The sequence below is a fragment of the Cellulosimicrobium sp. SJTW-1 genome, from assembly GCF_047716875.1.
In the GTDB taxonomy this organism is placed as follows: Bacteria; Actinomycetota; Actinomycetes; order Actinomycetales; family Cellulomonadaceae; genus Cellulosimicrobium; species Cellulosimicrobium funkei.
The window spans coordinates 1,124,800-1,148,021 of sequence record NZ_CP136680.1 but is presented as its reverse complement, the minus strand read 5'-3'; the positions used below and the strand labels follow the sequence as shown (position 1 = coordinate 1,148,021).

The following is a 23,222-nucleotide window of genomic DNA, read 5'->3' as shown; positions in this document are numbered from 1 at the left end:
GTCAGAGCACCTCCGGAGCCAGCGAGATGATCTTCATGAACCGCTTGTCGCGCAGCTCGCGCCCGACCGGGCCGAAGATGCGCGTCCCGCGCGGCTCGCCGTCGTTCTTGAGGATCACGGCGGCGTTCTCGTCGAACTTGATGTAGGAACCGTCCGGACGACGGCGCTCCTTGGCGGTGCGGACGACGACGGCCTTGACCACGTCGCCCTTCTTCACGTTGCCGCCCGGGATCGCGTCCTTGACGGTTGCGACGATGACGTCGCCGATTCCGGCGTAGCGACGGCCCGAGCCACCGAGAACACGGATGCAGAGAATCTCCTTGGCACCCGTGTTGTCGGCGACACGAAGTCGCGACTCCTGCTGGATCATGTAATGAACTCCTGTCGTCGAGCCGGTTCTCGCCGTGGGCGAGCCTTGCCGAACGGATAGCTGTCAGTGCCGGGTCCCTCGCGGGTGAACCGGCCAGGACCGGGCGGTGGACCCGCCCGACCTGTCCTCACTGGTTGCCGCACCGCGGTGCGGCACGAGAGCGGTCGTGACGAGCGAGCCGGGGCCCGCCCGTCACGACCGGTGGATCACTTGGCCTTCTCGAGGATCTCCGCGAGGCGCCACCGCTTGGTCGCGGACAGCGGGCGGGTCTCCATGATGAGCACCAGGTCGCCCACGCCGGCAGAGTTCTGCTCGTCGTGCGCCTTGACCTTGCTCGTGCGGCGGATGACCTTGCCGTAGAGCGGGTGCTTGACCCGGTCCTCGACCTCGACCACCACGGTCTTGTCCATCTTGTCGCTCACGACGTAGCCGCGGCGCGTCTTGCGGTGCGCGCGCTCCTCGGCCGCCTCGGGCGCGTTCGTTGCGTTCTCGCTCATTCCAGCCTCACTCACTCGGCGCTCGGCGCGGTTCGGATGCCGAGCTCGCGCTCACGCAGGATCGTGTAGATCCGCGCGATGTCGCGGCGGACGGCCTTGAGGCGCCCGTGGCTCTCCAGCTGGCCGGTGGCCGACTGGAAGCGGAGGTTGAAGAGCTCCTCCTTGACCTTCTTGAGCTCGGCGACGAGCGTCTCGTCGTCCATGGCGTCGAGGTCGACGGGGGCGAGCCCCTTCGTTCCGATTGCCATCAGTTGCCACCACCCTCGCGCACCACGAAACGGCACTTCATCGGGAGCTTGTGGATCGCGCGGCGCATGGCCTCGCGAGCCAGGTCCTCCGGGACACCCGCCAGCTCGAAGACGATCCGGCCGGGCTTGACATTGGCGACCCACCACTCGGGCGAACCCTTACCGGAACCCATGCGGGTCTCGGCAGGCTTCTTGGTCAGGGGACGGTCCGGGTAGATGTTGATCCAGACCTTGCCGCCACGCTTGATGTGGCGGGTCATCGCGATACGAGCAGCCTCGATCTGGCGGTTCGTCACGTACGCCGGCTCGAGAGCCTGGATGCCGTACTCGCCGAACGAGATCTGGGTGCCACCCTTCGCCGCGCCGGAGCGCGACGGGTGGTGCTGCTTGCGGTGCTTGAGCCTGCGCGGGATCAGCATGACTCAGGCCTCCGTTCCGGTCTCAGGGGCCTTCGCCTCCGCGGCGGGAGCAGCCTGCTCGGGCGCCGCCGGCGACTCGGACGCGGGGGTCCGCTCGGCCGAACGCTCGGGACGACGGCCGCCACCACGACGGTCGCCGCCGCGCTCACCGCGCGGGCCGCCACGGCCCTGGCGCGGAGCGGCCGTGGCCTGCTGCGCGGCGAACTCCTTCTCGGTGACGTCGCCCTTGTAGATCCACACCTTCACGCCGATGCGGCCGAACGTGGTGCGGGCCTCGAAGAAGCCGTAGTCGATGTACGCGCGCAGCGTGTGCAGCGGCACACGACCCTCGCGGTAGAACTCCGACCGGCTCATCTCCGCGCCACCGAGGCGGCCGGAGACCTGCACGCGGATGCCCTTCGCGCCGGCGCGCTGCGCGGACTGGATGCCCTTGCGCATGGCACGACGGAACGAGACGCGGCTCGCGAGCTGCTCGGCGATGCCCTGCGCGACGAGCTGCGCGTCCGTCTCGGCGTTCTTCACCTCGAGGATGTTGAGCTGCACCTGCTTGCCGGTGAGCTTCTCGAGCTCGCCGCGGATGCGGTCGGCCTCGGCGCCGCGGCGGCCGATGACGATGCCCGGGCGCGCCGTGTGGATGTCCACGCGGACGCGGTCACGGGTGCGCTCGATCTCGACCTTGGAGATGCCGGCGCGCTCGAGACCCGTGCTCATGAGCTTGCGGATCTGGACGTCCTCGCGGACGTAGTCGCGGTACCGCTGGCCGGGCTTGGTGCTGTCGGCGAACCAGCGCGACCGGTGGTCGGTGGTGATGCCGAGGCGGTACCCGTGCGGGTGAACCTTCTGTCCCACTATCGGGCACTTCCCTTCGTGTTCTCACGCGGAGCGACGACCACGGTGATGTGGCTGGTGCGCTTGAGGATGCGGTTCGCACGGCCCTGGGCCCGGGGGCGGAAACGCTTGAGGGTCGGGCCCTCGTCGACGAACGCCTCACGCACGACGAGCTCCTGCTCCTCGAACGCTTCGCTCGCGCGGTCCGCCTTCACCCGGGCGTTGGCGATGGCGCTCTCCACGACCTTGCGGACGGGCTCGCTCGCCGCCTGCGGTGCGAACTTCAGCACCGCGACGGCCTCGGAGGCCTGCTTGCCACGGATGAGGTCCACGACGCGCCGGGCCTTCTGGGGCGTGACACGGACGAACCGCGCCTGCGCCTTGGCTTCCATTGCTGTCCTGCCTTCTTGTCTCTTGACCGTCCAGGTCGTCACCAGACTGACCCGGGGGTCAGCGGCGACGACCCTTCTTGTCGTCCTTCACGTGGCCGCGGAAGGTCCGCGTGGGAGCGAACTCGCCGAGCTTGTGGCCGACCATCGACTCGGTGACGAACACCGGCGTGTGCTTGCGACCGTCGTGCACGGCGAACGTGTGACCGAGGAAGTCGGGCGTGATGACCGACCGACGGGACCAGGTCTTGATGACGTTCTTGGTCCCCTTCTCGTTCTGAGCGTCCACCTTCTTCTGCAGGTGGTCGTCGACGAAGGGGCCCTTCTTCAGGCTACGAGGCATGTCTCCAGGCTCCTATCAGCGCTTCTTGCCGGTACGGCGACGACGCACGATCAGCTTGTCGCTCGGCTTGTTGGGACGGCGGGTACGACCCTCCGGCTGGCCCCACGGGCTCACCGGGTGGCGACCACCGGAGGTCTTACCCTCACCACCACCGTGCGGGTGGTCGATCGGGTTCATGGCGACACCGCGGACGGTCGGGCGCTTGCCCTTCCAGCGCATGCGGCCGGCCTTGCCCCAGTTGATGTTCGACTGCTCGGCGTTGCCGACCTCGCCGACCGTCGCGCGGCAGCGCAGGTCGACGTTGCGGATCTCGCCGGAGGGCATGCGCAGCTGCGCGTACGGCCCGTCCTTGGCGACGAGCTGCACGGACGCACCGGCCGAGCGGGCGATCTTCGCGCCGCCACCGGGCTTGAGCTCGATGGCGTGGATGACCGTACCGGTCGGGATGTTGCGCAGCGGCAGGTTGTTGCCGGGCTTGATGTCCGCGCCCGCGCCCGCCTCGACGACGTCGCCCTGCTTGAGCTTGGCCGGCGCGACGATGTAGCGCTTCTCGCCGTCCGCGTAGTGCAGGAGCGCGATGCGCGCGGTGCGGTTGGGGTCGTACTCGATGTGCGCGACCTTCGCCGGCACGCCGTCCTTGTCGTGACGACGGAAGTCGATCACGCGGTACGCACGCTTGTGGCCACCACCCTTGTGACGGGTGGTGATACGACCGGAGCTGTTGCGGCCGCCGCTCTTGGAGAGCGGGCGGACCAGAGACTTCTCCGGCTGCGAGCGCGTGATCTCGGCGAAGTCGGCGACGCTCGAGCCGCGGCGGCCGGGCGTCGTCGGCTTGTACTTACGGATTCCCATGGGGATCTGTCCTCAATCTGCTCTCGTCGGCTCAGCCGAAGATGTCGATCGTGCCCTCGCGGAGGGTGACGATCGCACGCTTGGTGTCCTTGCGCTTGCCCAGGCCGAAACGCGTGCGACGCGTCTTGCCCTTGCGGTTGATCGTGTTCACCGAGGCGACCTTGACCGAGAAGATCTGCTCGACGGCGATCTTGATCTCGGTCTTGTTGGCCCGCGGGTCGACGACGAACGTGTACTTGCCCTCGTCGAGCAGGCCGTAGCTCTTCTCGGAGACGACCGGCGCGAGGATCACGTCACGGGGGTCCTTGGTCACGGTGGTCACTTCGCGGCCTCCTCGGCAGCAGTCTCGTCCGCCTCGGTGGAGGTGGCGACGGCCTTCGCGGAGCGACCCGTGGCCGGGCCCGTCAGGAACGCGTCGAGCGCGCCCTGCGTGAAGACGACGTCGTCGGAGACGAGCACGTCGTAGGTGTTGAGCTGGTCGGCCACCAGGAGGTGGACCTGCTCGACGTTCCGCAGCGACTTGATCGTCAGCTCGTCGCCACGCTCGGTGACGACGAGGACGTGCTTGCGCCCGGAGAGCTTGGCGAGCGTCGTGACGGCGGTCTTGGTCGACGGCACGCCGTCGACGCCGAAGCCGGTCACCACGTGGACGCGGCCGTTGCGGGCGCGGTCCGAGAGGGCACCGCGGAGCGCGGCGGCCTTCATCTTCTTGGGCGTCCGCTGGTCGTACGAGCGCGGCGTGGGGCCGTGGACGACGCCACCGCCGGCGAACTGCGGCGCACGGGTCGAACCCTGGCGGGCGCGGCCGGTGCCCTTCTGCTTGTACGGCTTGCGACCACCACCGCGGACCTCGCCGCGGGACTTGGTGTCGTGGGTGCCCTGGCGTGCGGCAGCACGCTGGGCGACGACGACCTGGTGGATCAGCGGGACGTTGAGCTCGACGTCGAACACCTCGGCGGGGAGCTCGGCGGTGCCGGCCTTCTTGCCCTTGGGGTCCAGCACGTCAACGGTCAGAGCGGACATGGGGTTCACGCTCCCTTCGCGGCGCTGCGCACGAGGACGACGCCGCCCTTGGGGCCGGGAACCGCGCCCTTGACGAGCAGCAGACCCTTCTCGGCGTCGACCGCGTGGACGGTCAGGTTCTGGGTGGTCTGACGGACGTTGCCCATCCGACCGGCCATGCGCAGGCCCTTGAAGACTCGCGACGGGGTCGAGGCCCCACCGATCGAGCCGGGCTTGCGGTGGTTGCGGTGCGAGCCGTGGGAGGCACCCACGCCGGAGAAGCCGTGACGCTTCATGACACCGGCGGTGCCCTTGCCCTTGGTCGTGCCCACGACGTCGACCACGGCGCCGGCCTCGAAGGCCTCCGCGGTGATCTCCTGGCCGAGCGAGTACTCGGTGGCGTCGGTGGTGCGGACCTCGGCGACGTGACGACGCGGCGTGACGCCGGCCTTCTCGAAGTGGCCCTTGAGCGGCTTCGTGACCTTGCGCGGGTCGATCTGGCCGTGGGCGAGCTGCACGGCGGCGTAGCCGTCGGCGTCCGACGTGCGCACCTGCGTCACGACGTTCGTGCCGACCGCGACGACGGTGACGGGCACGAGGCGCCCGGCCTCGTCCCAGAGCTGCGTCATCCCGATCTTCGTGCCGAGCACCGCGGTGACCGGGCGCGCGTTCTGCTGGGGGGTAGTCATGATGTCCTCCAGCCTCAGAGCTTGATCTCGATGTTCACGTCAGCCGGCAGGTCGAGACGCATGAGCGAGTCGACCGCCTTCGGCGTGGGATCGATGATGTCGATCAGCCGCTTGTGCGTGCGCATCTCGAAGTGCTCGCGGCTGTCCTTGTACTTGTGAGGCGACCGGATGACGCAGAAGACGTTCTTCTCCGTCGGCAGCGGCACCGGACCCACGACCGTTGCACCAGCGCGCGTCACCGTGTCGACGATCTTGCGCGCCGAGCTGTCGATGACCTCGTGGTCGTAGGACTTGAGCCGGATGCGGATCTTCTGTCCCGCCATGGCGTCGTCTGACTCTCTCTCTCGAACCGCTAGCTGTCCGACCCCCGCGCTCGGGCGTGTCGCGTAGTCGCGACGCACCTGGGCGCACACGCCGAGAGGCGCAGGGCCGTTGGATATGTGGACTCCCGCCGGGTTCCGTGCTGACGCACGGCTCCGCGAACCGGACCACAACGTTTGTGCGAGCCTGTCGGAACGTGTGTTCCGCGGGGTACTCGATCCATGGCGACACAGAGAGCTCAACCCGCAGACCCGAGAGAAGTCCCGGGGTCCTGGCCCTCGGCGAGAGGACCGGTTCAACACACTGTTCGACACGTGAAAGAGCGCACCCGTAACAGGCAACCTGAACAGTCTGCCACACGAAGCCGCCGTCGTCCAAGTCGGGACGACGCGACGCCGGTGTGACGGTGACCGCAGGCCGAAGGCCCGGCCCCGCGGACGGGACCGGGCCTTCGACGAGGTGCTGCGGAGGCAGCGTCAGATCACTTGAGGATCTTGGTGACGCGGCCCGAGCCGACGGTGCGGCCACCCTCACGGATGGCGAAGCCGAGGCCCTCCTCCATGGCGATCGGCTGGATCAGCTCGACCGTCATCTCGGTGTTGTCGCCGGGCATGACCATCTCGGTGCCCTCGGGCAGCGTGATGACGCCGGTGACGTCCGTCGTGCGGAAGTAGAACTGCGGACGGTAGTTCGAGTAGAACGGGTTGTGACGGCCGCCCTCGTCCTTGCCCAGGATGTAGACCTGCGCCTCGAACTGCGTGTGCGGGGTGATCGAGCCCGGCTTCACGACGACCTGGCCGCGCTCGACGTCCTCGCGCTTGATGCCGCGCAGGAGCAGACCGGTGTTGTCGCCGGCCTGAGCCTGGTCCATCTGCTTGTGGAACGTCTCGATGCCCGTGACCGTGGTCTTCTGGGGCGAGCGGATGCCGACGATCTCGACGTCCGAGTTGAGGTCGAGCGTGCCACGCTCCACCTTGCCGGTGACGACGGTGCCACGACCGGTGATCGTGAAGACGTCCTCGACGGGCATGAGGAACGGCTTGTCGAGCTCGCGGACGGGCTCGGGCACGTTCTCGTCCACGGCCTCCATGAGCTCGAGGATCTTCGCGGTCCACTCGGGGTCGCCCTCGAGCGCCTTGAGACCGGAGACGCGCACGACCGGCGCGTTGTCACCGTCGAACTCCTGCGAGGAGAGGAGCTCGCGCACCTCCATCTCGACGAGCTCGAGGATCTCCTCGTCGTCGACCATGTCGGACTTGTTGAGCGCCACGAGCAGGTACGGCACGCCGACCTGGCGGGCGAGCAGGACGTGCTCGCGCGTCTGGGCCATCGGGCCGTCGGTCGCGGCGACCACCAGGATCGCGCCGTCCATCTGGGCGGCACCGGTGATCATGTTCTTGATGTAGTCGGCGTGACCCGGGGCGTCGACGTGCGCGTAGTGGCGCTTCGGCGTCTCGTACTCGATGTGCGCGATGTTGATCGTGATACCGCGCTGCTTCTCCTCGGGGGCCGCGTCGATCTCGTCGAAGTTGCGCTGCGTGTTCGCCGGCAGGTCCGGGTACGTGTCCGCGAGCGTCTTCGAGATCGCTGCCGTCAGCGTCGTCTTACCGTGGTCGACGTGACCGATGGTGCCGACGTTGACGTGCGGCTTGGTCCGCTCGAACTTGGCCTTAGCCACTGGGGTCCTCCTGGGACTTGGGTAGATGTGCCGAACGTTGCGAATGTCGACCGAGAGATCCTACATCCGCGGGGCGTTGCGGTTTCCTACAGGTTGATGGTTGTGCGGGTCTTCGACCTGTGGGGACTCACTCGCCCCGGGTCTTCTTGATGATCTCTTCGGCAACGTTCCGAGGAACCTCGGCGTAGTTGTCGAACTGCATCGAGTACACCGCACGACCCTGGGTCTTGGACCGGAGGTCACCGATGTACCCGAACATCTCTGACAACGGTACGTGGGCCCGGACGACCTTCACACCCGTCGCGTCCTCCATGGACTGGATCATTCCACGACGTGAGTTCAGGTCGCCGATGACGTCGCCCATGTACTCCTCGGGCGTACGCACCTCGACCGCCATCACCGGCTCCAGCAGAACCGGGTCCGCCCGCTTGACGCCCTCCTTGAGGACCATCGAGCCGGCGATCTTGAACGCCATCTCCGAGGAGTCGACCTCGTGGTAGGCGCCGTCGAGCAGGATCGCCTTCACCCCGACCAGCGGGAAGCCGGCGAGCACGCCGAGCTCCATCGCGGACTGGATGCCGGCGTCGACGCTGGGGATGTACTCGCGCGGGATGCGACCACCGGTGACCGCGTTGGAGAACTCGTAGAGCTCGCCCTCGGACGTGTCGAGCGGCTCGAAGGTCACCTGGACCTTCGCGAACTGCCCGGACCCACCGGTCTGCTTCTTGTGCGTGTACTCGATCTTCTCGGCCTTGCGGCGGATCGTCTCGCGGTACGCGACCTGCGGCTTGCCGACGTTCGCCTCGACCTTGAACTCGCGACGCATGCGGTCGACGAGGATGTCGAGGTGGAGCTCGCCCATGCCGCCGATGACGGTCTGGCCGGTCTCGTCGTCCAGCTTCACGCGGAAGGTCGGGTCCTCCTCGGCGAGCTTCTGGATCGCCGTGGAGAGCTTCTCCTGGTCGGCCTTCGTCTTCGGCTCGATCGCCACGTCGATGACGGGCTCGGGGAAGCTCATCGACTCGAGGATGACCGGGTTCGCCATGTCGCTCAGCGTGTCACCGGTCGTGGTGTCCTTGAGGCCGATGACCGCGTAGATGTGACCGGCGCTCGCCTCGTCGACCGGGTTCTCCTTGTTGGAGTGCATCTGGAAGATCTTGCCGACGCGCTCCTTCTTGCCCTTGGTCGAGTTCGCGACCTGCTGGCCGGGCTCGACACGACCGGAGTACACGCGCACGTAGGTGAGCTTGCCGAAGAACGGGTGCGCCGCGACCTTGAAGGCGAGCGCGGAGAACGGCTCCGAGGCGTCGGGGTGACGCTGGATGACCTTCTCCTCGTCCTTCGGGTCGTGACCGTCGATGGCCGGCACGTCGAGGGGCGACGGCAGGTAGTCGATGACCGCGTCGAGCATGGGCTGGACGCCCTTGTTCTTGAACGCGGAGCCGCACAGGACCGGGAACGCCTCGCCCGCGATGACGAGCTTGCGGATGCCGGCCTTGAGCTCGGCGATCGTCAGCTCCTCGCCACCGAGGTACTTCTCGAGCAGCTCCTCGTCGGCCTCCGCGACGGCCTCGACGAGCTCGCTGCGGTACTGCTGGGCCTTCTCGACCAGGTCCGCGGGGATCTCCTCGGTGTCGTACGCCTCGCCGAGCTGGGTCTCCCCGTGCCAGACGAGCGCCTTCATCTCGAGCAGGTCCACGACACCGGTGAAGTCGCTCTCGGCACCGATCGGGAGCTGGATGACCAGCGGCTTCGCCTTGAGGCGGTTGATGATCGTGTCGACGGTGAAGTAGAAGTCCGCGCCGAGCTTGTCCATCTTGTTGACGAAGCAGATGCGCGGGACGTTGTACTTGTCCGCCTGGCGCCACACCGTCTCCGACTGCGGCTCGACACCCTCCTTGCCGTCGAAGACGGCGACGGCGCCGTCGAGCACGCGCAGGGAGCGCTCGACCTCGACCGTGAAGTCGACGTGGCCGGGCGTGTCGATGATGTTGATCTGGTTCTTGTTCCAGTAGCACGAGACGGCGGCGGACGTGATCGTGATGCCGCGCTCCTTCTCCTGCTCCATCCAGTCGGTCGTGGACGCGCCGTCGTGCGTCTCGCCGAGCTTGTAGTTCACACCCGTGTAGAACAGGATGCGCTCGGTGGTCGTGGTCTTCCCGGCATCGATGTGGGCCATGATGCCGATGTTGCGGACCTTGCTCAGGTCGGTCAGCACGTCAAGTGCCACGGTCTGCTTCCCTCGTTAGATGGGTTGAGTCGGGGGCGCTGCTCGGACCGGGGTGACCGGCCTCGACCCGCCGACGGCCCCGGGGACCGCTCCGGTCCCCGGGGCCCGTCGTGCGGACTACCAGCGGTAGTGGGCGAAGGCCTTGTTGGACTCCGCCATCTTGTGCATGTCCTCACGGCGCTTGACCGCGGCGCCGAGGCCGTTGCTCGCGTCGAGGATCTCGTTCATGAGGCGCTCCGTCATGGTCTTCTCGCGACGGGCGCGCGAGTAGTCCGTGAGCCAGCGCAGCGCGAGGGTCGTCGCACGCGCCGGGCGCACCTCGACCGGGACCTGGTAGGTCGCACCACCGACGCGGCGCGAGCGGACCTCGAGCGCCGGGCGGACGTTCTCGAGCGCGCGCTTGAGCACGACGACCGGGTCGCCGTCCGTCTTCGCCCGGACGCCCTCGAGGGCGCCGTAGACGATCGACTCGGCGGTGGACTTCTTGCCGTCGAGCAGCACCTTGTTGATGAGCTGCGTGACGACGGGAGACCCGTAGACCGGGTCGACGATGAGCGGCCGCTTCGGGGCCGGGCCCTTGCGAGGCATCAGCTCTTCTCCTTCTTGGCGCCGTAGCGGCTGCGGGCCTGCTTGCGGTTCTTCACGCCCTGCGTGTCGAGCGCGCCGCGCACGATCTTGTAGCGCACACCCGGGAGGTCCTTCACACGACCGCCGCGCACGAGCACGATGGAGTGCTCCTGGAGGTTGTGGCCGACGCCGGGGATGTAGGCCGTGACCTCGACCTGGGAGGAGAGCTTCACGCGAGCGACCTTGCGCAGCGCGGAGTTCGGCTTCTTCGGGGTGGTGGTGTACACGCGCGTGCACACACCGCGCCGCTGCGGGGAGCCCTTGAGGGCGGGAGTCTTGGACTTCCCCACCTTCGAGGTCCGCCCCTTGCGGACGAGCTGCTGGATCGTAGGCACTACGTCTCCGTGTCTTCTCGAGCTACCGGGGCTATCCCCGATGGTGGTCGTGCGGGCTGCTGGAGCCGATCGCACGAGGCACCCGCAGCGCGAGAGACGCTGCAGCAGCCACCTACCACCGGCTCGATGGTCCGGCTCCGGGCCGTGGGCGCGAGCGCGCCACCAGGACCGGGATCCGGAGTGCCCGGGCACTCACATCGGCCCGTCCGGAGACCGCCACGCGGCGGTGTGCGACGATCGCTCGCCCGCACCGTCCCGCCAGGGACATCACGGAGGGCCCGACGGCGCGGGCACGGTTTACCAGGCTACCTGCCACCCGGCAAGGAGTCAAAGGAGCAGGTCGCGAGCACGGCCGCTCCCCCGGGCTCGTCGTCGTCCCGCAGGAGGGACGACGACGGGTGCCCGCCGGCCACCGCGCGCGAGGCGCGGCAGCCGACGGGCACCCGTCGTGGGACGTCAGCGGTAGTCGCCGAAGTCCAGGTCCTCGAGCGGGATCGCCTCGCCGGAGCCCATGCCGAGCGCCGGGAAGTCGATCTCGTCGTAGCCGAAGCTCGGGTAGAGCTCCGTCTTGGCCTGCTCGGTCGGCTCGACCTGGACCTTGGTGTACCGGGGAAGACCGGTACCGGCCGGGATGAGCTTACCGATGATGACGTTCTCCTTGAGGCCGAGGAGCGGGTCACGACGACCGCTCATCGACGCCTCGGTGAGCACGCGCGTCGTCTCCTGGAACGACGCGGCCGAGAGCCACGAGTCCGTCGCGAGCGACGCCTTCGTGATGCCCATCAGCTCCGGACGGCCGGAGGCCGGCTGGCCACCCTCCGCCACCGCGCGACGGTTCGCGTCCTCGAAGCGGCCGCGCTCGGCGAGCTCGCCCGGCAGGAGGTGCGAGTCGCCCGAGTCGAGCACGGTCACGCGACGCAGCATCTGCCGCACGATGACCTCGATGTGCTTGTCGTGGATGTCCACGCCCTGCGAGCGGTAGACCTCCTGGACCTCGTCCACCAGGTGCTTCTGCGTGGCGCGCGGGCCGAGGATGCGCAGGACCTTCTTCGGGTCCACCGCACCCTGGACGAGCTGCGTGCCGACGTTCACGTGGTCGCCGTCCTGCACGAGCAGGCGGGCACGCTTCGTCACCGGGTAGGCGATCTCCTCCGAGCCGTCGTCCGGCGTGAGCACCAGACGGCGCGAGCGCTCCGAGTCGTCGATCGCGATGCGGCCCGAGAACTCCGCGATGGGCGCCTCACCCTTGGGGGTGCGGGCCTCGAAGAGCTCCGTGACACGCGGCAGACCCTGCGTGATGTCGTCCGCGGAGGCGACACCACCGGTGTGGAAGGTACGCATCGTCAGCTGCGTGCCGGGCTCACCGATCGACTGGGCGGCGATGATGCCGACCGCCTCGCCGATGTCGACGAGCTTGCCCGTCGCGAGCGAGCGCCCGTAGCACTTGGCGCACGTGCCGACGCGCGACTCGCACGTGAGGACCGAGCGGACCTTGGCCTCGCGGACGCCCGCGGTGACCGCGGCGTCGATGAGGACGTCGCCCGCGTCGTCGCCGGCCTTGCCGACGACGTTCCCGTCGGGGTCGACCAGGTCGGCCGCGAGGGTGCGCGAGTAGACGCTCGTCTCCACCTTGGGGTGGCGCACGAGCTTGCCCGCGAGCTCCTCGGCGATCGGCAGGGTCAGGCCGCGCTCGGTGCCGCAGTCCTCCTCGCGGACGATGACGTCCTGCGACACGTCCACGAGACGACGCGTGAGGTAGCCCGAGTCGGCGGTCCGCAGCGCGGTGTCCGCCAGACCCTTGCGGGCACCGTGCGTCGCGATGAAGTACTCGAGGACGGACAGGCCCTCGCGGTAGTTGGACTTGATCGGGCGCGGGATGATCTCGCCCTTCGGGTTCGCCACGAGACCGCGCATACCGGCGATCTGACGGACCTGCATCCAGTTACCACGCGCACCCGAACCGACCATGCGGTACACGGTGTTGCGGTCGTTCGCCTCGAGGTTCTCGCGCATGACCGACGCGACCTTGTCCGTCGCCTGGGTCCAGATCTCGATGAGCTCCTGACGGCGCTCGTCGTCCGTGATGAGACCACGGTCGTACTGCTGCTGGACCTTGAGCGCGCGCTCCTCGTGCTGCTCGAGGATGACGGCCTTCTCCTTGGGCGTCGCCACGTCGGAGATCGCGATCGTGACGCCCGAGCGGGTCGCCCAGCGGAAGCCGGCGGCCTTCAGCGCGTCGAGCGACGCCGCGACCTCGACCTTCGGGTAGCGCTCCGCGAGCTCGTTGACGATCGCCGAGAGGCGCTTCTTGTCGACGACCGAGTTCACGTACGGGTAGTCGACGGGGAGCGTCTCGTTGAACAGCGCGCGACCGAGCGTGGTGTCGAAGAGGATCGGCTGACCCTCCTCCCAGCCCTCGGGAGCCTCGAAGCCGGAGACCGGCGGGACGAGGTCCGTCGTGCGGATCTTCACCCGGGCGTTGAGGTCCAGGGTGCCCTGGTCGAACGCCATGATCGCCTCGGCCACCGAGCCGAACGCACGACCCTCGCCCTCGGCGCCCTCGCGGTCGCTCGTCAGGTGGTACAGACCGATGATCATGTCCTGCGAGGGCATGGTCACCGGACGGCCGTCCGACGGCTTGAGGATGTTGTTGCTCGAGAGCATGAGGATGCGGGCCTCGGCCTGCGCCTCGGCGCTCAGGGGCAGGTGGACGGCCATCTGGTCACCGTCGAAGTCCGCGTTGAACGCGGCGCAGACGAGCGGGTGCAGGTGGATCGCCTTGCCCTCGACGAGCTGCGGCTCGAACGCCTGGATGCCCAGGCGGTGCAGCGTCGGTGCACGGTTGAGCAGCACGGGGTGCTCGGTGATGACCTCTTCGAGCACGTCCCACACGACCGGGCGGGCACGCTCGACCATGCGCTTCGCGCTCTTGATGTTCTGCGCGTGGTTGAGGTCCACGAGGCGCTTCATGACGAACGGCTTGAACAGCTCGAGCGCCATCTGCTTCGGCAGGCCGCACTGGTGCAGCTTGAGCTGCGGGCCGACGACGATGACCGAACGGCCCGAGTAGTCGACGCGCTTGCCGAGCAGGTTCTGACGGAAACGACCCTGCTTGCCCTTGAGCATGTCCGAGATGGACTTGAGCGGGCGGTTGCCCGGGCCGGTGACCGGACGACCACGGCGGCCGTTGTCGAACAGCGAGTCCACGGCCTCCTGGAGCATCCGCTTCTCGTTGTTGACGATGATCTCCGGCGCACCCAGGTCGAGGAGACGCTTGAGGCGGTTGTTCCGGTTGATCACGCGGCGGTACAGGTCGTTGAGGTCGCTCGTCGCGAAGCGGCCACCGTCGAGCTGCACCATCGGGCGCAGGTCCGGCGGGATGACCGGGACGGCGTCGAGCACCATGCCCGTGGGCGAGTTCGTCGTGGTGAGGAACGCGTTGACGACCTTGAGGCGCTTGAGGGCACGCGTCTTGCGCTGGCCCTTGCCCGAGCGGATGGTCTCGCGCAGGGACTCGGCCTCCGCCTCCAGGTCGAAGTCCTGGAGACGCTTCTGGATCGCCGCGGCGCCCATCGAGCCCTCGAAGTAGGTGCCGTAGCGGTCCTGGAGGGCGCGGTACAGCATCTCGTCGCCCTCGAGGTCGGCGACCTTGAGGTTCTTGAAGCGGTCCCACACCTGCTCGAGACGGTCGAGCTGGGCGTCGGCGCGCTTGCGGATCTGCGCCATCTCGCGCTCGGCCGAGTCGCGGACCTTGCGGCGCGCGTCGGCCTTGGCACCCTCGGCCTCGAGCTCGGCCAGGTCGGCCTCGAGCTTCTGGGCACGGGAGTTGATGTCGTTGTCGCGGGCGTCCGCGATCTCCTTCTTCTCCAGGTCGATCTCGTTCTGGAGGTTCGGGAGGTCCTCCTGGCGGCCCTCCTCGTCGACCGAGGTGATCATGTACGCCGCGAAGTAGATGACCTTCTCGAGGTCCTTCGGGGCGAGGTCGAGCAGGTAGCCGAGGCGCGAGGGCACGCCCTTGAAGAACCAGATGTGCGTGACCGGCGCGGCGAGCTCGATGTGGCCCATGCGCTCACGACGCACCTTCGAGCGCGTCACCTCGACGCCGCAGCGCTCGCAGATGATGCCCTTGAAGCGCACGCGCTTGTACTTGCCGCAGTAGCACTCCCAGTCCCGGGTGGGGCCGAAGATCTTCTCGCAGAAGAGTCCGTCCTTCTCGGGCTTGAGGGTGCGGTAGTTGATGGTCTCGGGCTTCTTCACCTCACCGTGCGACCACGCACGGATGTCGTCGGCCGTGGCCAGGCCGATACGCAGCTCGTCGAAGACGTTGACGTCGAGCAAGTTGTCCTACTTCCTTCGCCTGCCGGGACCGGCCGTGGCCGGCCCCGACGCCAAAAAGACGGTTGGTGTGGGGGTCGTCGGTGGGAGCGGGGTGACCCGCTCCCACCTGCCCGAGATCAGATCTCGTCGACGCTGGACGCCGCGTTGGGGCGGCGCGACAGGTCGATGCCGAGCTCTTCGGCTGCGCGGTACACGTCGTCGTCCGACTCCCGCATCTCGATGGACACGCCGTCGCTCGAGAGCACCTCGACGTTCAGGCACAGCGACTGCATCTCCTTGAGGAGGACCTTGAAGGACTCCGGGATGCCCGAGTCGGGGATGTTCTCGCCCTTGACGATCGCCTCGTAGACCTTGACGCGACCGGGCACGTCGTCCGACTTGATCGTGAGGAGCTCCTGGAGCGTGTAGGCCGCGCCGTACGCCTCGAGGGCCCACACCTCCATCTCGCCGAAGCGCTGACCGCCGAACTGCGCCTTACCACCGAGCGGCTGCTGGGTGATCATCGAGTACGGGCCGGTCGAGCGCGCGTGGATCTTGTCGTCGACCAGGTGGTGGAGCTTGAGGATGTACATGTAGCCCACCGACACGGCCTCGGGGAACGGCTCGCCGGAGCGGCCGTCGAAGAGACGCGCCTTGCCGTCGGCGCCGACCATGCGGTCGCCGTCGCGGTTCGGGATGGTCGTCGAGAGCAGGCCCGTGAGCGCGTCCTCGTGGACGCCGTCGAACACCGGGGTGGCGACGGGACGGCCCGGCTCGGACGTCGCGGCGATCTCGGGGACGTTCTCCCGCCAGGAGAGGTCCTTGCCGTCGGCGAGCGAGATGTCCCAGCCCTGCTTCGCGACCCACCCGAGGTGGGTCTCGAGGACCTGGCCCACGTTCATACGACCGGGGACGCCCAGCGGGTTGAGGACGACGTCGACCGGCGTCCCGTCCTCGAGGAACGGCATGTCCTCGACGGGCAGGATCTTGGAGATGACGCCCTTGTTGCCGTGACGGCCGGCGAGCTTGTCGCCGTCCGTGATCTTGCGGCGCTGCGCGATGTAGACGCGCACGAGCTGGTTCACGCCCGCGGGCAGCTCGTCGCCGTCCTCGCGGTTGAACTCGCGCACGCCGATGACCGTGCCGGACTCGCCGTGGGGCACCTTGAGGGACGTGTCGCGCACCTCGCGCGCCTTCTCGCCGAAGATCGCGCGCAGCAGGCGCTCCTCCGGGGTCAGCTCGGTCTCGCCCTTCGGCGTGACCTTGCCGACCAGGACGTCGCCCGCGCCGACCTCGGCACCGATGCGGATGATGCCGCGCTCGTCGAGGTCCGCCAGGACGTCCTCGGAGACGTTCGGGATGTCCCGCGTGATCTCCTCGGGGCCGAGCTTGGTGTCGCGCGCGTCGACCTCGTGCTCCTCGATGTGGATCGAGGAGAGCACGTCGTCCTGCACGAGACGCTGGCTGAGGATGATCGCGTCCTCGTAGTTGTGGCCCTCCCACGACATGAACGCCACGAGGAGGTTGCGGCCGAGCGCGAGCTCGCCCTCGTCGGTCGCCGGGCCGTCCGCGAGGACGGAGCCGGGCTCGACGCGCTGGCCCTCGTCGACGAGCACGCGCTGGTTGTAGCTCGTGCCCTGGTTCGAGCGGCGGAACTTCGCGATCCGGTAGCTGCCGGTCGTGCCGTCGTCGTTCGCGACGAGCACGAGGTCGGCCGAGACCTCGGTGACGACACCGGGCTTCGTCGCGACGACGACGTCGCCCGCGTCGACGGCCGCGCGCCACTCCATGCCGGTCCCGACGAGCGGGGCCTCGGAGCGGACCAGCGGCACGGCCTGGCGCTGCATGTTCGCACCCATGAGGGCGCGGTTCGCGTCGTCGTGCTCGAGGAACGGGATGAGCGCCGTCGCGACCGAGACCATCTGGCGCGGCGAGACGTCCATGTAGTCGACCTGCGCGCCGGGGACGATCTCGACCTCGCCGCCCTTGGTGCGCACGAGCACGCGCTCGTCCGCGAAGGAACCGTCGGCGTTGAGCGTCTGGTTCGCCTGCGCGATGACGTGGCGGTCCTCGTCGTCGGCCGTGAGGTAGACGACCTCGTCGGTCACCTTGCCCGCCGTCACCTTGCGGTACGGCGTCTCGATGAAGCCGAACGGGTTGATGCGCCCGTACGACGCGAGCGAGCCGATCAGACCGATGTTCGGACCCTCAGGGGTCTCGATCGGGCACATGCGGCCGTAGTGCGACGGGTGGACGTCACGGACCTCCATGCCGGCGCGGTCGCGCGAGAGACCACCCGGGCCGAGGGCCGAGAGACGACGCTTGTGCGTCAGGCCCGCGAGCGGGTTGTTCTGGTCCATGAACTGCGAGAGCTGCGACGTGCCGAAGAACTCGCGGATGGACGCCACGACCGGGCGGATGTTGATGAGCGTCTGCGGCGTGATCGCCTCGACGTCCTGCGTCGTCATGCGCTCGCGCACGACGCGCTCCATCCGGGACAGGCCCGTGCGGACCTGGTTCTGGATGAGCTCGCCGACGGCGCGGATGCGGCGGTTGCCGAAGTGGTCGATGTCGTCCGTCTCGACGCGCACCTCGACGGCCTCGCCGTTGCGCGTGCCCGGGATGCTCGCGTGGTCCGCGTGCAGCGCCGCGAGGTACTTGATCGTCGCGACGACGTCCGAGACCGACAGCGTGGAGTCGCTGAGCGGCGCGTCGATGCCGAGCTTCTTGTTCGCCTTGTAGCGACCGACCTTCGCGAGGTCGTAGCGCTTCGGGTTGAAGTAGAAGTTCTCGAGGAGCGCGCGGCCGGCCTCGACCGTCGGCGGCTCGCCCGGGCGGATCTTGCGGTAGAGGTCGACGAGCGCCTCGTCCTGCGTGTGGACGTGGTCCTTCTCGAGCGTGTCGAGCACGGACGGGAAGTCCGCGAACTGCTCGCGGATCTCGGACTCCGTGAGGCCGAGCGCCTTGAGCAGCACGGTCACGGACTGCTTGCGCTTGCGGTCGACGCGCACGCCGACGGCGTCGCGCTTGTCGATCTCGAACTCGAGCCAGGCACCGCGCGACGGGATGATCTTCGCGGAGAAGATGTCCTTGTCGCTCGTCTTGTCGGCGGCGCGCTCGAAGTAGACGCCGGGCGAGCGGACGAGCTGCGAGACGACGACGCGCTCGGTGCCGTTGATGATGAACGTGCCGCGCTCGGTCATGAGCGGGAAGTCGCCCATGAAGACCGTCTGGCTCTTGATCTCACCGGTGTTGTAGTTGACGAACTCCGCGGTGACGAACAGCGGCGCGGCGTACGTGAAGTCCTTCTCCTTGCACTCGTCGGCCGTGTACTTCGGCGGCTCGAAGCGGTGGTTGGAGAACGACAGCGACATCGAGGACCCGAAGTCCTCGATCGGGGAGATCTCCTCGAAGATCTCCTCGAGACCCGACGTCGAGGGCACGTCCTGGCGCCCGGCCTCGGCCGCGGCGGCGACGCGCGCCTGCCACGCCTCGTTGCCGAGCAGCCAGTCGAAGCTCTCGGTCTGGAGGCCCAGCAGGTCGGGGACCTCGAGCGGCTCGAAGATCTTGGCGAAGGAGAGGCGACGCGATGCGGTGCGGTTCGCGATGGCGTCGGCGGACGGAGCAGAAGGGGTGCGCGAGGCAGCCAAGAGGGGTCCTTCCCTGCAGATCGAAAGAACGCTGCACCGGCCGGGCTGGACACGATCACCGCCGCCACGACACCTCGCGGACGCGCACGTACGTCGTCGAGGGGGTCGGGGGTATATGAGATCGGGGGCACAGGACAGCGCAAAGCGTGAGCATACCCCAAGAAGGCGTCGCCACACAACCTCGGGGCACACTCCCCCGCCCGGCCCCGGACGCTGCGCGCCTCGCCGGTACTCGCACGAGCCTCGTCGCCCGTCCTCCGGCCCGCCGTGCGGGCCCTGAACCTGCTGCTGTCGACCTCGCTGTCCTGCGTCGTCGACCCGCACATGGTGGCACACTCGTGGCCGTTCCGTGAAGCCGGTGCGCCGACGCCGTCGGATCCCGGTCGCCCCAGGACGCCGCGCGACGCCGCGCGACGCCGCGGGGCCGCCCCCGGGCCCTCCCGCCCGCCCGGCGCCGCCCCCGGGGAACGACGAGGCCCGCACCCCGGGCGGGGTGCGGGCCTCGTGCGGCGTGCGACCGGTCCCGTCAGGACGGGACCGGTGCGATCACTTGAGGGTGACCGTGGCGCCGGCGCCCTCGAGGGCAGCCTTGGCCTTCTCGGCCGTCTCCTTGTTCGCGCCCTCCAGGACCGGCTTCGGGGCACCGTCCACGAGGTCCTTGGCCTCCTTCAGGCCGAGGGACGTGAGCGCGCGCACCTCCTTGATGACCTGGATCTTCTTGTCGCCGGCAGCCTCGAGGATGACGTCGAACTCGTCCTTCTCCTCCTCGGCCGGGGCGTCGCCACCGGCGCCACCCGCGGGGGCGGCGACCGCGACGGCGGCGGGGGCGGCGGCGGTGACCTCGAAGGTCTCCTCGAAGGCCTTCACGAACTCGTTGAGCTCGATGAGGGTGAGGCCCTTGAACTGCTCGATGAGCTCGTCGGTGCTGAGCTTCGCCATGATGGCGTTCCTTTCGGTCGGTGCTCGGCAGCGGCCCGGGGCGGGCCTGCCAGAAGCGGGGTGTTGTGCTTGCGCTGCGTCGATCGCGGGACCGGGCGAGCCCGGTCACGGGATCAGGCGGCAGCGCCCTCCGATTCCTGCTTCTGACGCAGGGCATCGATGACGCGGGCGGCCTGGGCGGTGTTCGCGGTGAAGACGTAGGCAGCCTGGAAGAGCTTGGCCTTCATCGCGCCGGCCGCCTTGGCCAGCAGGACCTCGCGGGACTCGAGGTCCGCGAGCTTCGTGACCTCCGCGGCGGTCAGGGGGCGCCCGTCGAGGACACCGCCCTTGATGACCAGCGCGGGGTTCGCCTTGGCGAAGTCACGCAGACCCTTGGCTGCCTCGACCGGGTCCCCGGTGACGAAGGCGATGGCCGAAGGACCCTGCAGGTCGGCGTCGAGTCCCTCGACACCGGCCTCCTTGGCCGCGATGGCGGTCAGCGTGTTCTTCACCACGGCGTAGGTTGCGTTGCCGCTGAGCGACCGACGCAGCTGCTTGAGCTGCGCGACGGTGAGCCCGCGGTACTCGGTCAGCACGGCAGCGTTCGAGTCGCGGAACTTCTCCGAGATCTCGGCGACTGCGGCTGCCTTGTCCGGCCTCGCCATGGCAATCCTTCCGGTGGTGGTACCACCGGCGTCCGTCCCGGAACGAGAAAGAGCCCCGCGCAGGCGCGGGGCTCGCAGTCGCACGCGCGGCGGGACCGGGCGGACGTCGTCGATTCGCTACCTGCGCTGGCCTCCGCCTCGTGGGCGGGACTTCGGTCCGTCACGTCCTGCAGACGGAGTCTGCGGGCAGCGTCGGACGACCGGCGGTCTTGGGTACACGCTCATCGTACGGGACGACGGCGCGTGCTCCAAACCGCGGCCCGTGCCGTCAGAGCACCAGCGGGCCGAAGCAGACCAGCGGTACCGGCTCGGGCTCGTCGGCGACCGCCCGGGCGAGCGCCGTCCCCGGCATGGCGCCGTCGCGCAGCTCGGCGTGGAGCGACGGCATGACGCGCGCCGCGACGTCGTCGCGCAGCGGGGCCACGCTCGCGATCACCGCGCGGGCGCCGAGCCGCAGCAGGACGCTCGTCAGGCCGAGCGACTCGCCGCCGATGCGCGGCGTCGAGAGCCCCACCTCGCACGCCGACAGCACGACGACCACGCCGTGCAGGTCGGTCCCGTCGAGCTCGTGCGCGAACAGCGGACCGTCGGCGAGCCGCAGCGACGAGAACAACGGGTTGTCGGTCTCGTGCGTGCCGTGCGCGGCCAGGTGCACGACCCCCGCGGTGCGCAGCCCGTCGACGACGGCCTCGCACGTCGCCTCCTCCCCCGTGAGCGCCTCGGCACCCTCCCAGACGGACGCGACGAGCTTCGCCTCGGCGCCGGAGAAGCGCAGGCCCGGTCCGGCGACGACGAGCGCCTCGTCCGCCCGGCGCACCGGCTCGCCGACGCGCAGGTCCACCCACGAGTTCGCCCACGTGCGCAGCCCGCGCCGCGAGGGCAGCGAGGCCCATGGCAGCGCGAGCAGCAGGTCGCGGGCAGCGACGTGGAGGTCGCCGTCCGCCTCGAGCGGGACGACGAGCGCGTCGTCGAGCGCGGCCAGCGTCCGGGACAGCGAGCCGACGGCGGCCTCGCGCATGGGGACCGGGATGAGCACGTTCGACAGGACCGCGAAGTCCGCGCGCGCACGGCGCACCTGCTCGGCGACCGCTGCGCGCGACGCGAGGCGCACGAGCCGAGAGCCCCGGGCGCTGACGCGGACGGCGAGCACGTCGTCGCCGTCCAGCATGAGGTCGGCCACGACCGCGTCGGACCCGGCGTCGGCCAGCATGGCGCGCAGCCGCCGCTCCGACGCGGGGACCGGGGCGGCGGCCCCTCCCCCGTGCTGCCAGGAGCGCCGTCGTGCGTCGTCCTGGAGGCGCCGCGCCGCCTGGAGGTGGTCCTGCCGGCGCGCGAGGCTGGCCGCGTCCGAGGGCGCCCCCAGCGCGCGGGCCGCCTCGACCTCGCGCCGGGCGGCGGCGAGGAGGTCCGCGAGGACCGGGTCCGCGGGCGGGCGCACGCGGCCCGTCCCGGCGAACGCCGCCCGGCCGCGCTCGACGGCGTCGAAGATCGTCCCGGGGCGCCGGGTGCGCAGCGCCGCCTCGACGTCGACGTTGCCGAGCCGCACGCCGTGCACCGCGGACGCCGTCACCGCGTCCACCGACCCCAGCCGCGCGCGGTGGTCCGCGAGCGCCGCCTGGCCCCGCCGCACGGCGCGGACGCCGGCACGCCGGTCGCCCGCCACGAACGCGAGCTGCGCGAGGACCGCCTCGTGCTGGAGCCGGACGGGGAGCGGCGCGCGGCCGAGCCGCGGGGGCACGGCCCGCAGGACCTCCTGCGCCCCGCGCACGTCGCCCGCGGACACGAGCCACTCGACGGCGAGGAGCTGCGCCGGGACCTTGATCCCGAGGCCCGAGACGCTGCCCAGGGTCTCGCCGTCGTGCGCGAGGTCGAGCGCCCAGGTCGCGTGCCGACGGGCGCGCGCCGGGCCCACGGGTGTCGCGCGGTGCTCCGTGAGCGCCGCCTGGAGCTCCGCGACGCGGGCGCGCAGCACCCAGGGCCTGTTGCCGAGGCGGTCGAACCGGCGCGACGCCGAGCGGGCGAGGCGCCGCGCCTCGGCGTACCGCCGCAGGCCGAGCACGACGCGCGACCGGACCAGCTCGACCTCCGCGAGGTCGCGCAGCATGCGGTAGCGGGAGAGGTGCTCGCGCGCCTCGCTCAGCGCCTCGTCCGCCTCCGTGAGCAGGCCGGCGTCGAGCAGCACCTGCGCGCGGTCGATGAGCCCGACGGCGGCGTGCCGGTCCGGCGCCTGCGCCGCGGCCTCGTCCATGGCGCGCAGGGCGACCGGCAGGTCGCCGCGCAGGTACTCCGCGTACCCGAGGTTGTGCCGGGCCTTGGACACCAGGAGCTGGTCCCCGAGCGCGGTGGCCCGGTGGACGGCGTCGTCGAGGTCGCGGCTCGCCCCCTCGGCGTCGCCCAGCTCGAGGCGCAGGGAGCCGAGGTTGAGCAGCAGGACGGCCGCGTCGAGGGGGCGCGCGTCGTCGATGACCTCGGCCGCCGCCTCCATCTCGTCCAGCGCGGCGGCGACGTCGCCGGTCCGCAGCCGCAGGAGCCCGCGCTGCGACCGTACGACGAGAGCCAGGTCGCGCCTGGCCAGCGCGGCGCCGCGCGCCTCGACCTCGGCGAGCCGTTCGTAGGCGCCGTCGACGTCGCCCGTCAGCTCGAACTCGGCGAGCGCGAGCCCCAGCAGGGCGCGCGCGGCCAGGTAGGCGTCGTCCCGGCTCGCGCCCTCGCCCACGGCGTCGACGTCCTGGACGATCTGCGCGAACGCGCGGCTCGCGCGCCGGTGCTGGCCGCGCGCGTTCACGGCCTGCGCAGCGGCCAGCCGGGCCTCGAGCACCTCCCGGCCGCTGCGCACCACCGCTC

The 23,222-nt window shown here is 69.7% G+C and carries 21 protein-coding genes; all 21 read right to left on the bottom strand.

Translation table 11 applies throughout. From position 1 onward, the window contains the following. Position 1: 1 nt before the first annotated feature. Entirely contained in the window at positions 2 to 370 is a 369-nt protein-coding gene (gene rplN, locus RSE42_RS05190; RefSeq protein WP_021480431.1) for a 50S ribosomal protein L14, read from the bottom strand. Between the two features lie 206 nt (positions 371 to 576). Next, a complete protein-coding gene (gene rpsQ, locus RSE42_RS05185) occupies positions 577 to 867 on the bottom strand; it encodes a 30S ribosomal protein S17 (protein ID WP_021480430.1) in 291 nt (96 codons plus the stop codon). Positions 868 to 878: 11 nt separating this feature from the next. Continuing rightward, a complete protein-coding gene (rpmC, locus tag RSE42_RS05180; RefSeq protein ID WP_021480429.1) occupies positions 879 to 1,115 on the bottom strand; it encodes a 50S ribosomal protein L29 in 237 nt (78 codons plus the stop codon). Beyond that, positions 1,115 to 1,534: a 50S ribosomal protein L16 gene (rplP, locus tag RSE42_RS05175; RefSeq protein WP_021480428.1), complete on the bottom strand. Its 420-nt coding sequence runs from the start codon at positions 1,532 to 1,534 to the stop codon at positions 1,115 to 1,117. The genes rpmC and rplP overlap by 1 nt, the downstream gene beginning before the upstream one ends. Positions 1,535 to 1,537: 3 nt before the next feature. Beyond that, complete coding sequence (gene rpsC, locus RSE42_RS05170; protein WP_034654910.1) at positions 1,538 to 2,383, bottom strand: 30S ribosomal protein S3; 846 nt, start codon at positions 2,381 to 2,383, stop codon at positions 1,538 to 1,540. Next, complete coding sequence (gene rplV, locus RSE42_RS05165) at positions 2,383 to 2,754, bottom strand: 50S ribosomal protein L22 (protein WP_021479879.1); 372 nt, start codon at positions 2,752 to 2,754, stop codon at positions 2,383 to 2,385. The genes rpsC and rplV overlap by 1 nt, the downstream gene beginning before the upstream one ends. Positions 2,755 to 2,812: 58 nt before the next feature. Further along, complete coding sequence (rpsS, locus tag RSE42_RS05160) at positions 2,813 to 3,094, bottom strand: 30S ribosomal protein S19 (protein ID WP_021479878.1); 282 nt, start codon at positions 3,092 to 3,094, stop codon at positions 2,813 to 2,815. Between the two features lie 15 nt (positions 3,095 to 3,109). Further along, entirely contained in the window at positions 3,110 to 3,946 is an 837-nt protein-coding gene (gene rplB / locus RSE42_RS05155) for a 50S ribosomal protein L2 (protein ID WP_021479877.1), read from the bottom strand. A 31-nt stretch (positions 3,947 to 3,977) separates the two neighbouring features. Further along, entirely contained in the window at positions 3,978 to 4,268 is a 291-nt protein-coding gene (gene rplW / locus RSE42_RS05150) for a 50S ribosomal protein L23 (protein ID WP_021479876.1), read from the bottom strand. Further along, positions 4,265 to 4,969 (bottom strand): 50S ribosomal protein L4, encoded by a 705-nt coding sequence (gene rplD, locus RSE42_RS05145; protein WP_034654917.1) that lies wholly within the window; start codon positions 4,967 to 4,969, stop codon positions 4,265 to 4,267. Before rplD ends, rplW begins: the two co-directional genes overlap by 4 nt. Positions 4,970 to 4,974: 5 nt before the next feature. Beyond that, the gene (gene rplC / locus RSE42_RS05140; RefSeq protein WP_415298058.1) at positions 4,975 to 5,637 is read right to left on the bottom strand and encodes a 50S ribosomal protein L3; all 663 of its coding nucleotides are present in this window, start codon (positions 5,635 to 5,637) and stop codon (positions 4,975 to 4,977) included. Positions 5,638 to 5,651: 14 nt separating this feature from the next. Continuing rightward, complete coding sequence (gene rpsJ / locus RSE42_RS05135) at positions 5,652 to 5,960, bottom strand: 30S ribosomal protein S10 (RefSeq protein ID WP_012867945.1); 309 nt, start codon at positions 5,958 to 5,960, stop codon at positions 5,652 to 5,654. 479 nt (positions 5,961 to 6,439) lie between these two features. Continuing rightward, a complete protein-coding gene (tuf, locus tag RSE42_RS05130) occupies positions 6,440 to 7,636 on the bottom strand; it encodes an elongation factor Tu (protein ID WP_021479872.1) in 1,197 nt (398 codons plus the stop codon). Positions 7,637 to 7,763: 127 nt separating this feature from the next. Next, positions 7,764 to 9,866: an elongation factor G gene (gene fusA, locus RSE42_RS05125; protein WP_021479871.1), complete on the bottom strand. Its 2,103-nt coding sequence runs from the start codon at positions 9,864 to 9,866 to the stop codon at positions 7,764 to 7,766. A gap of 117 nt (positions 9,867 to 9,983) precedes the next feature. Then, positions 9,984 to 10,454: a 30S ribosomal protein S7 gene (gene rpsG / locus RSE42_RS05120; protein ID WP_021479870.1), complete on the bottom strand. Its 471-nt coding sequence runs from the start codon at positions 10,452 to 10,454 to the stop codon at positions 9,984 to 9,986. Further along, positions 10,454 to 10,828, bottom strand: a complete 375-nt coding sequence (gene rpsL, locus RSE42_RS05115; RefSeq protein WP_021479869.1) for a 30S ribosomal protein S12 — start codon at positions 10,826 to 10,828, stop codon at positions 10,454 to 10,456. The genes rpsG and rpsL overlap by 1 nt, the downstream gene beginning before the upstream one ends. Positions 10,829 to 11,284: 456 nt before the next feature. After that, on the bottom strand, positions 11,285 to 15,166 hold the full coding sequence (locus RSE42_RS05110) for a DNA-directed RNA polymerase subunit beta' (protein ID WP_021479868.1): 3,882 nt from the start codon (positions 15,164 to 15,166) through the stop codon (positions 11,285 to 11,287). Between the two features lie 116 nt (positions 15,167 to 15,282). Beyond that, positions 15,283 to 18,795, bottom strand: a complete 3,513-nt coding sequence (gene rpoB, locus RSE42_RS05105) for a DNA-directed RNA polymerase subunit beta (protein WP_021479867.1) — start codon at positions 18,793 to 18,795, stop codon at positions 15,283 to 15,285. Positions 18,796 to 19,341: 546 nt separating this feature from the next. Further along, positions 19,342 to 19,734 carry a 50S ribosomal protein L7/L12 gene (rplL, locus tag RSE42_RS05100; protein WP_024840305.1) on the bottom strand — a complete coding sequence of 131 codons (393 nt, stop codon included), beginning with the start codon at positions 19,732 to 19,734 and terminating at the stop codon, positions 19,342 to 19,344. A gap of 113 nt (positions 19,735 to 19,847) precedes the next feature. Then, positions 19,848 to 20,378 (bottom strand): 50S ribosomal protein L10, encoded by a 531-nt coding sequence (gene rplJ, locus RSE42_RS05095; RefSeq protein ID WP_024840304.1) that lies wholly within the window; start codon positions 20,376 to 20,378, stop codon positions 19,848 to 19,850. A 268-nt stretch (positions 20,379 to 20,646) separates the two neighbouring features. After that, positions 20,647 to 23,217, bottom strand: a complete 2,571-nt coding sequence (locus tag RSE42_RS05090; RefSeq protein WP_396050692.1) for a CHAT domain-containing protein — start codon at positions 23,215 to 23,217, stop codon at positions 20,647 to 20,649. Between the last annotated feature and the right edge of the window lie 5 nt (positions 23,218 to 23,222).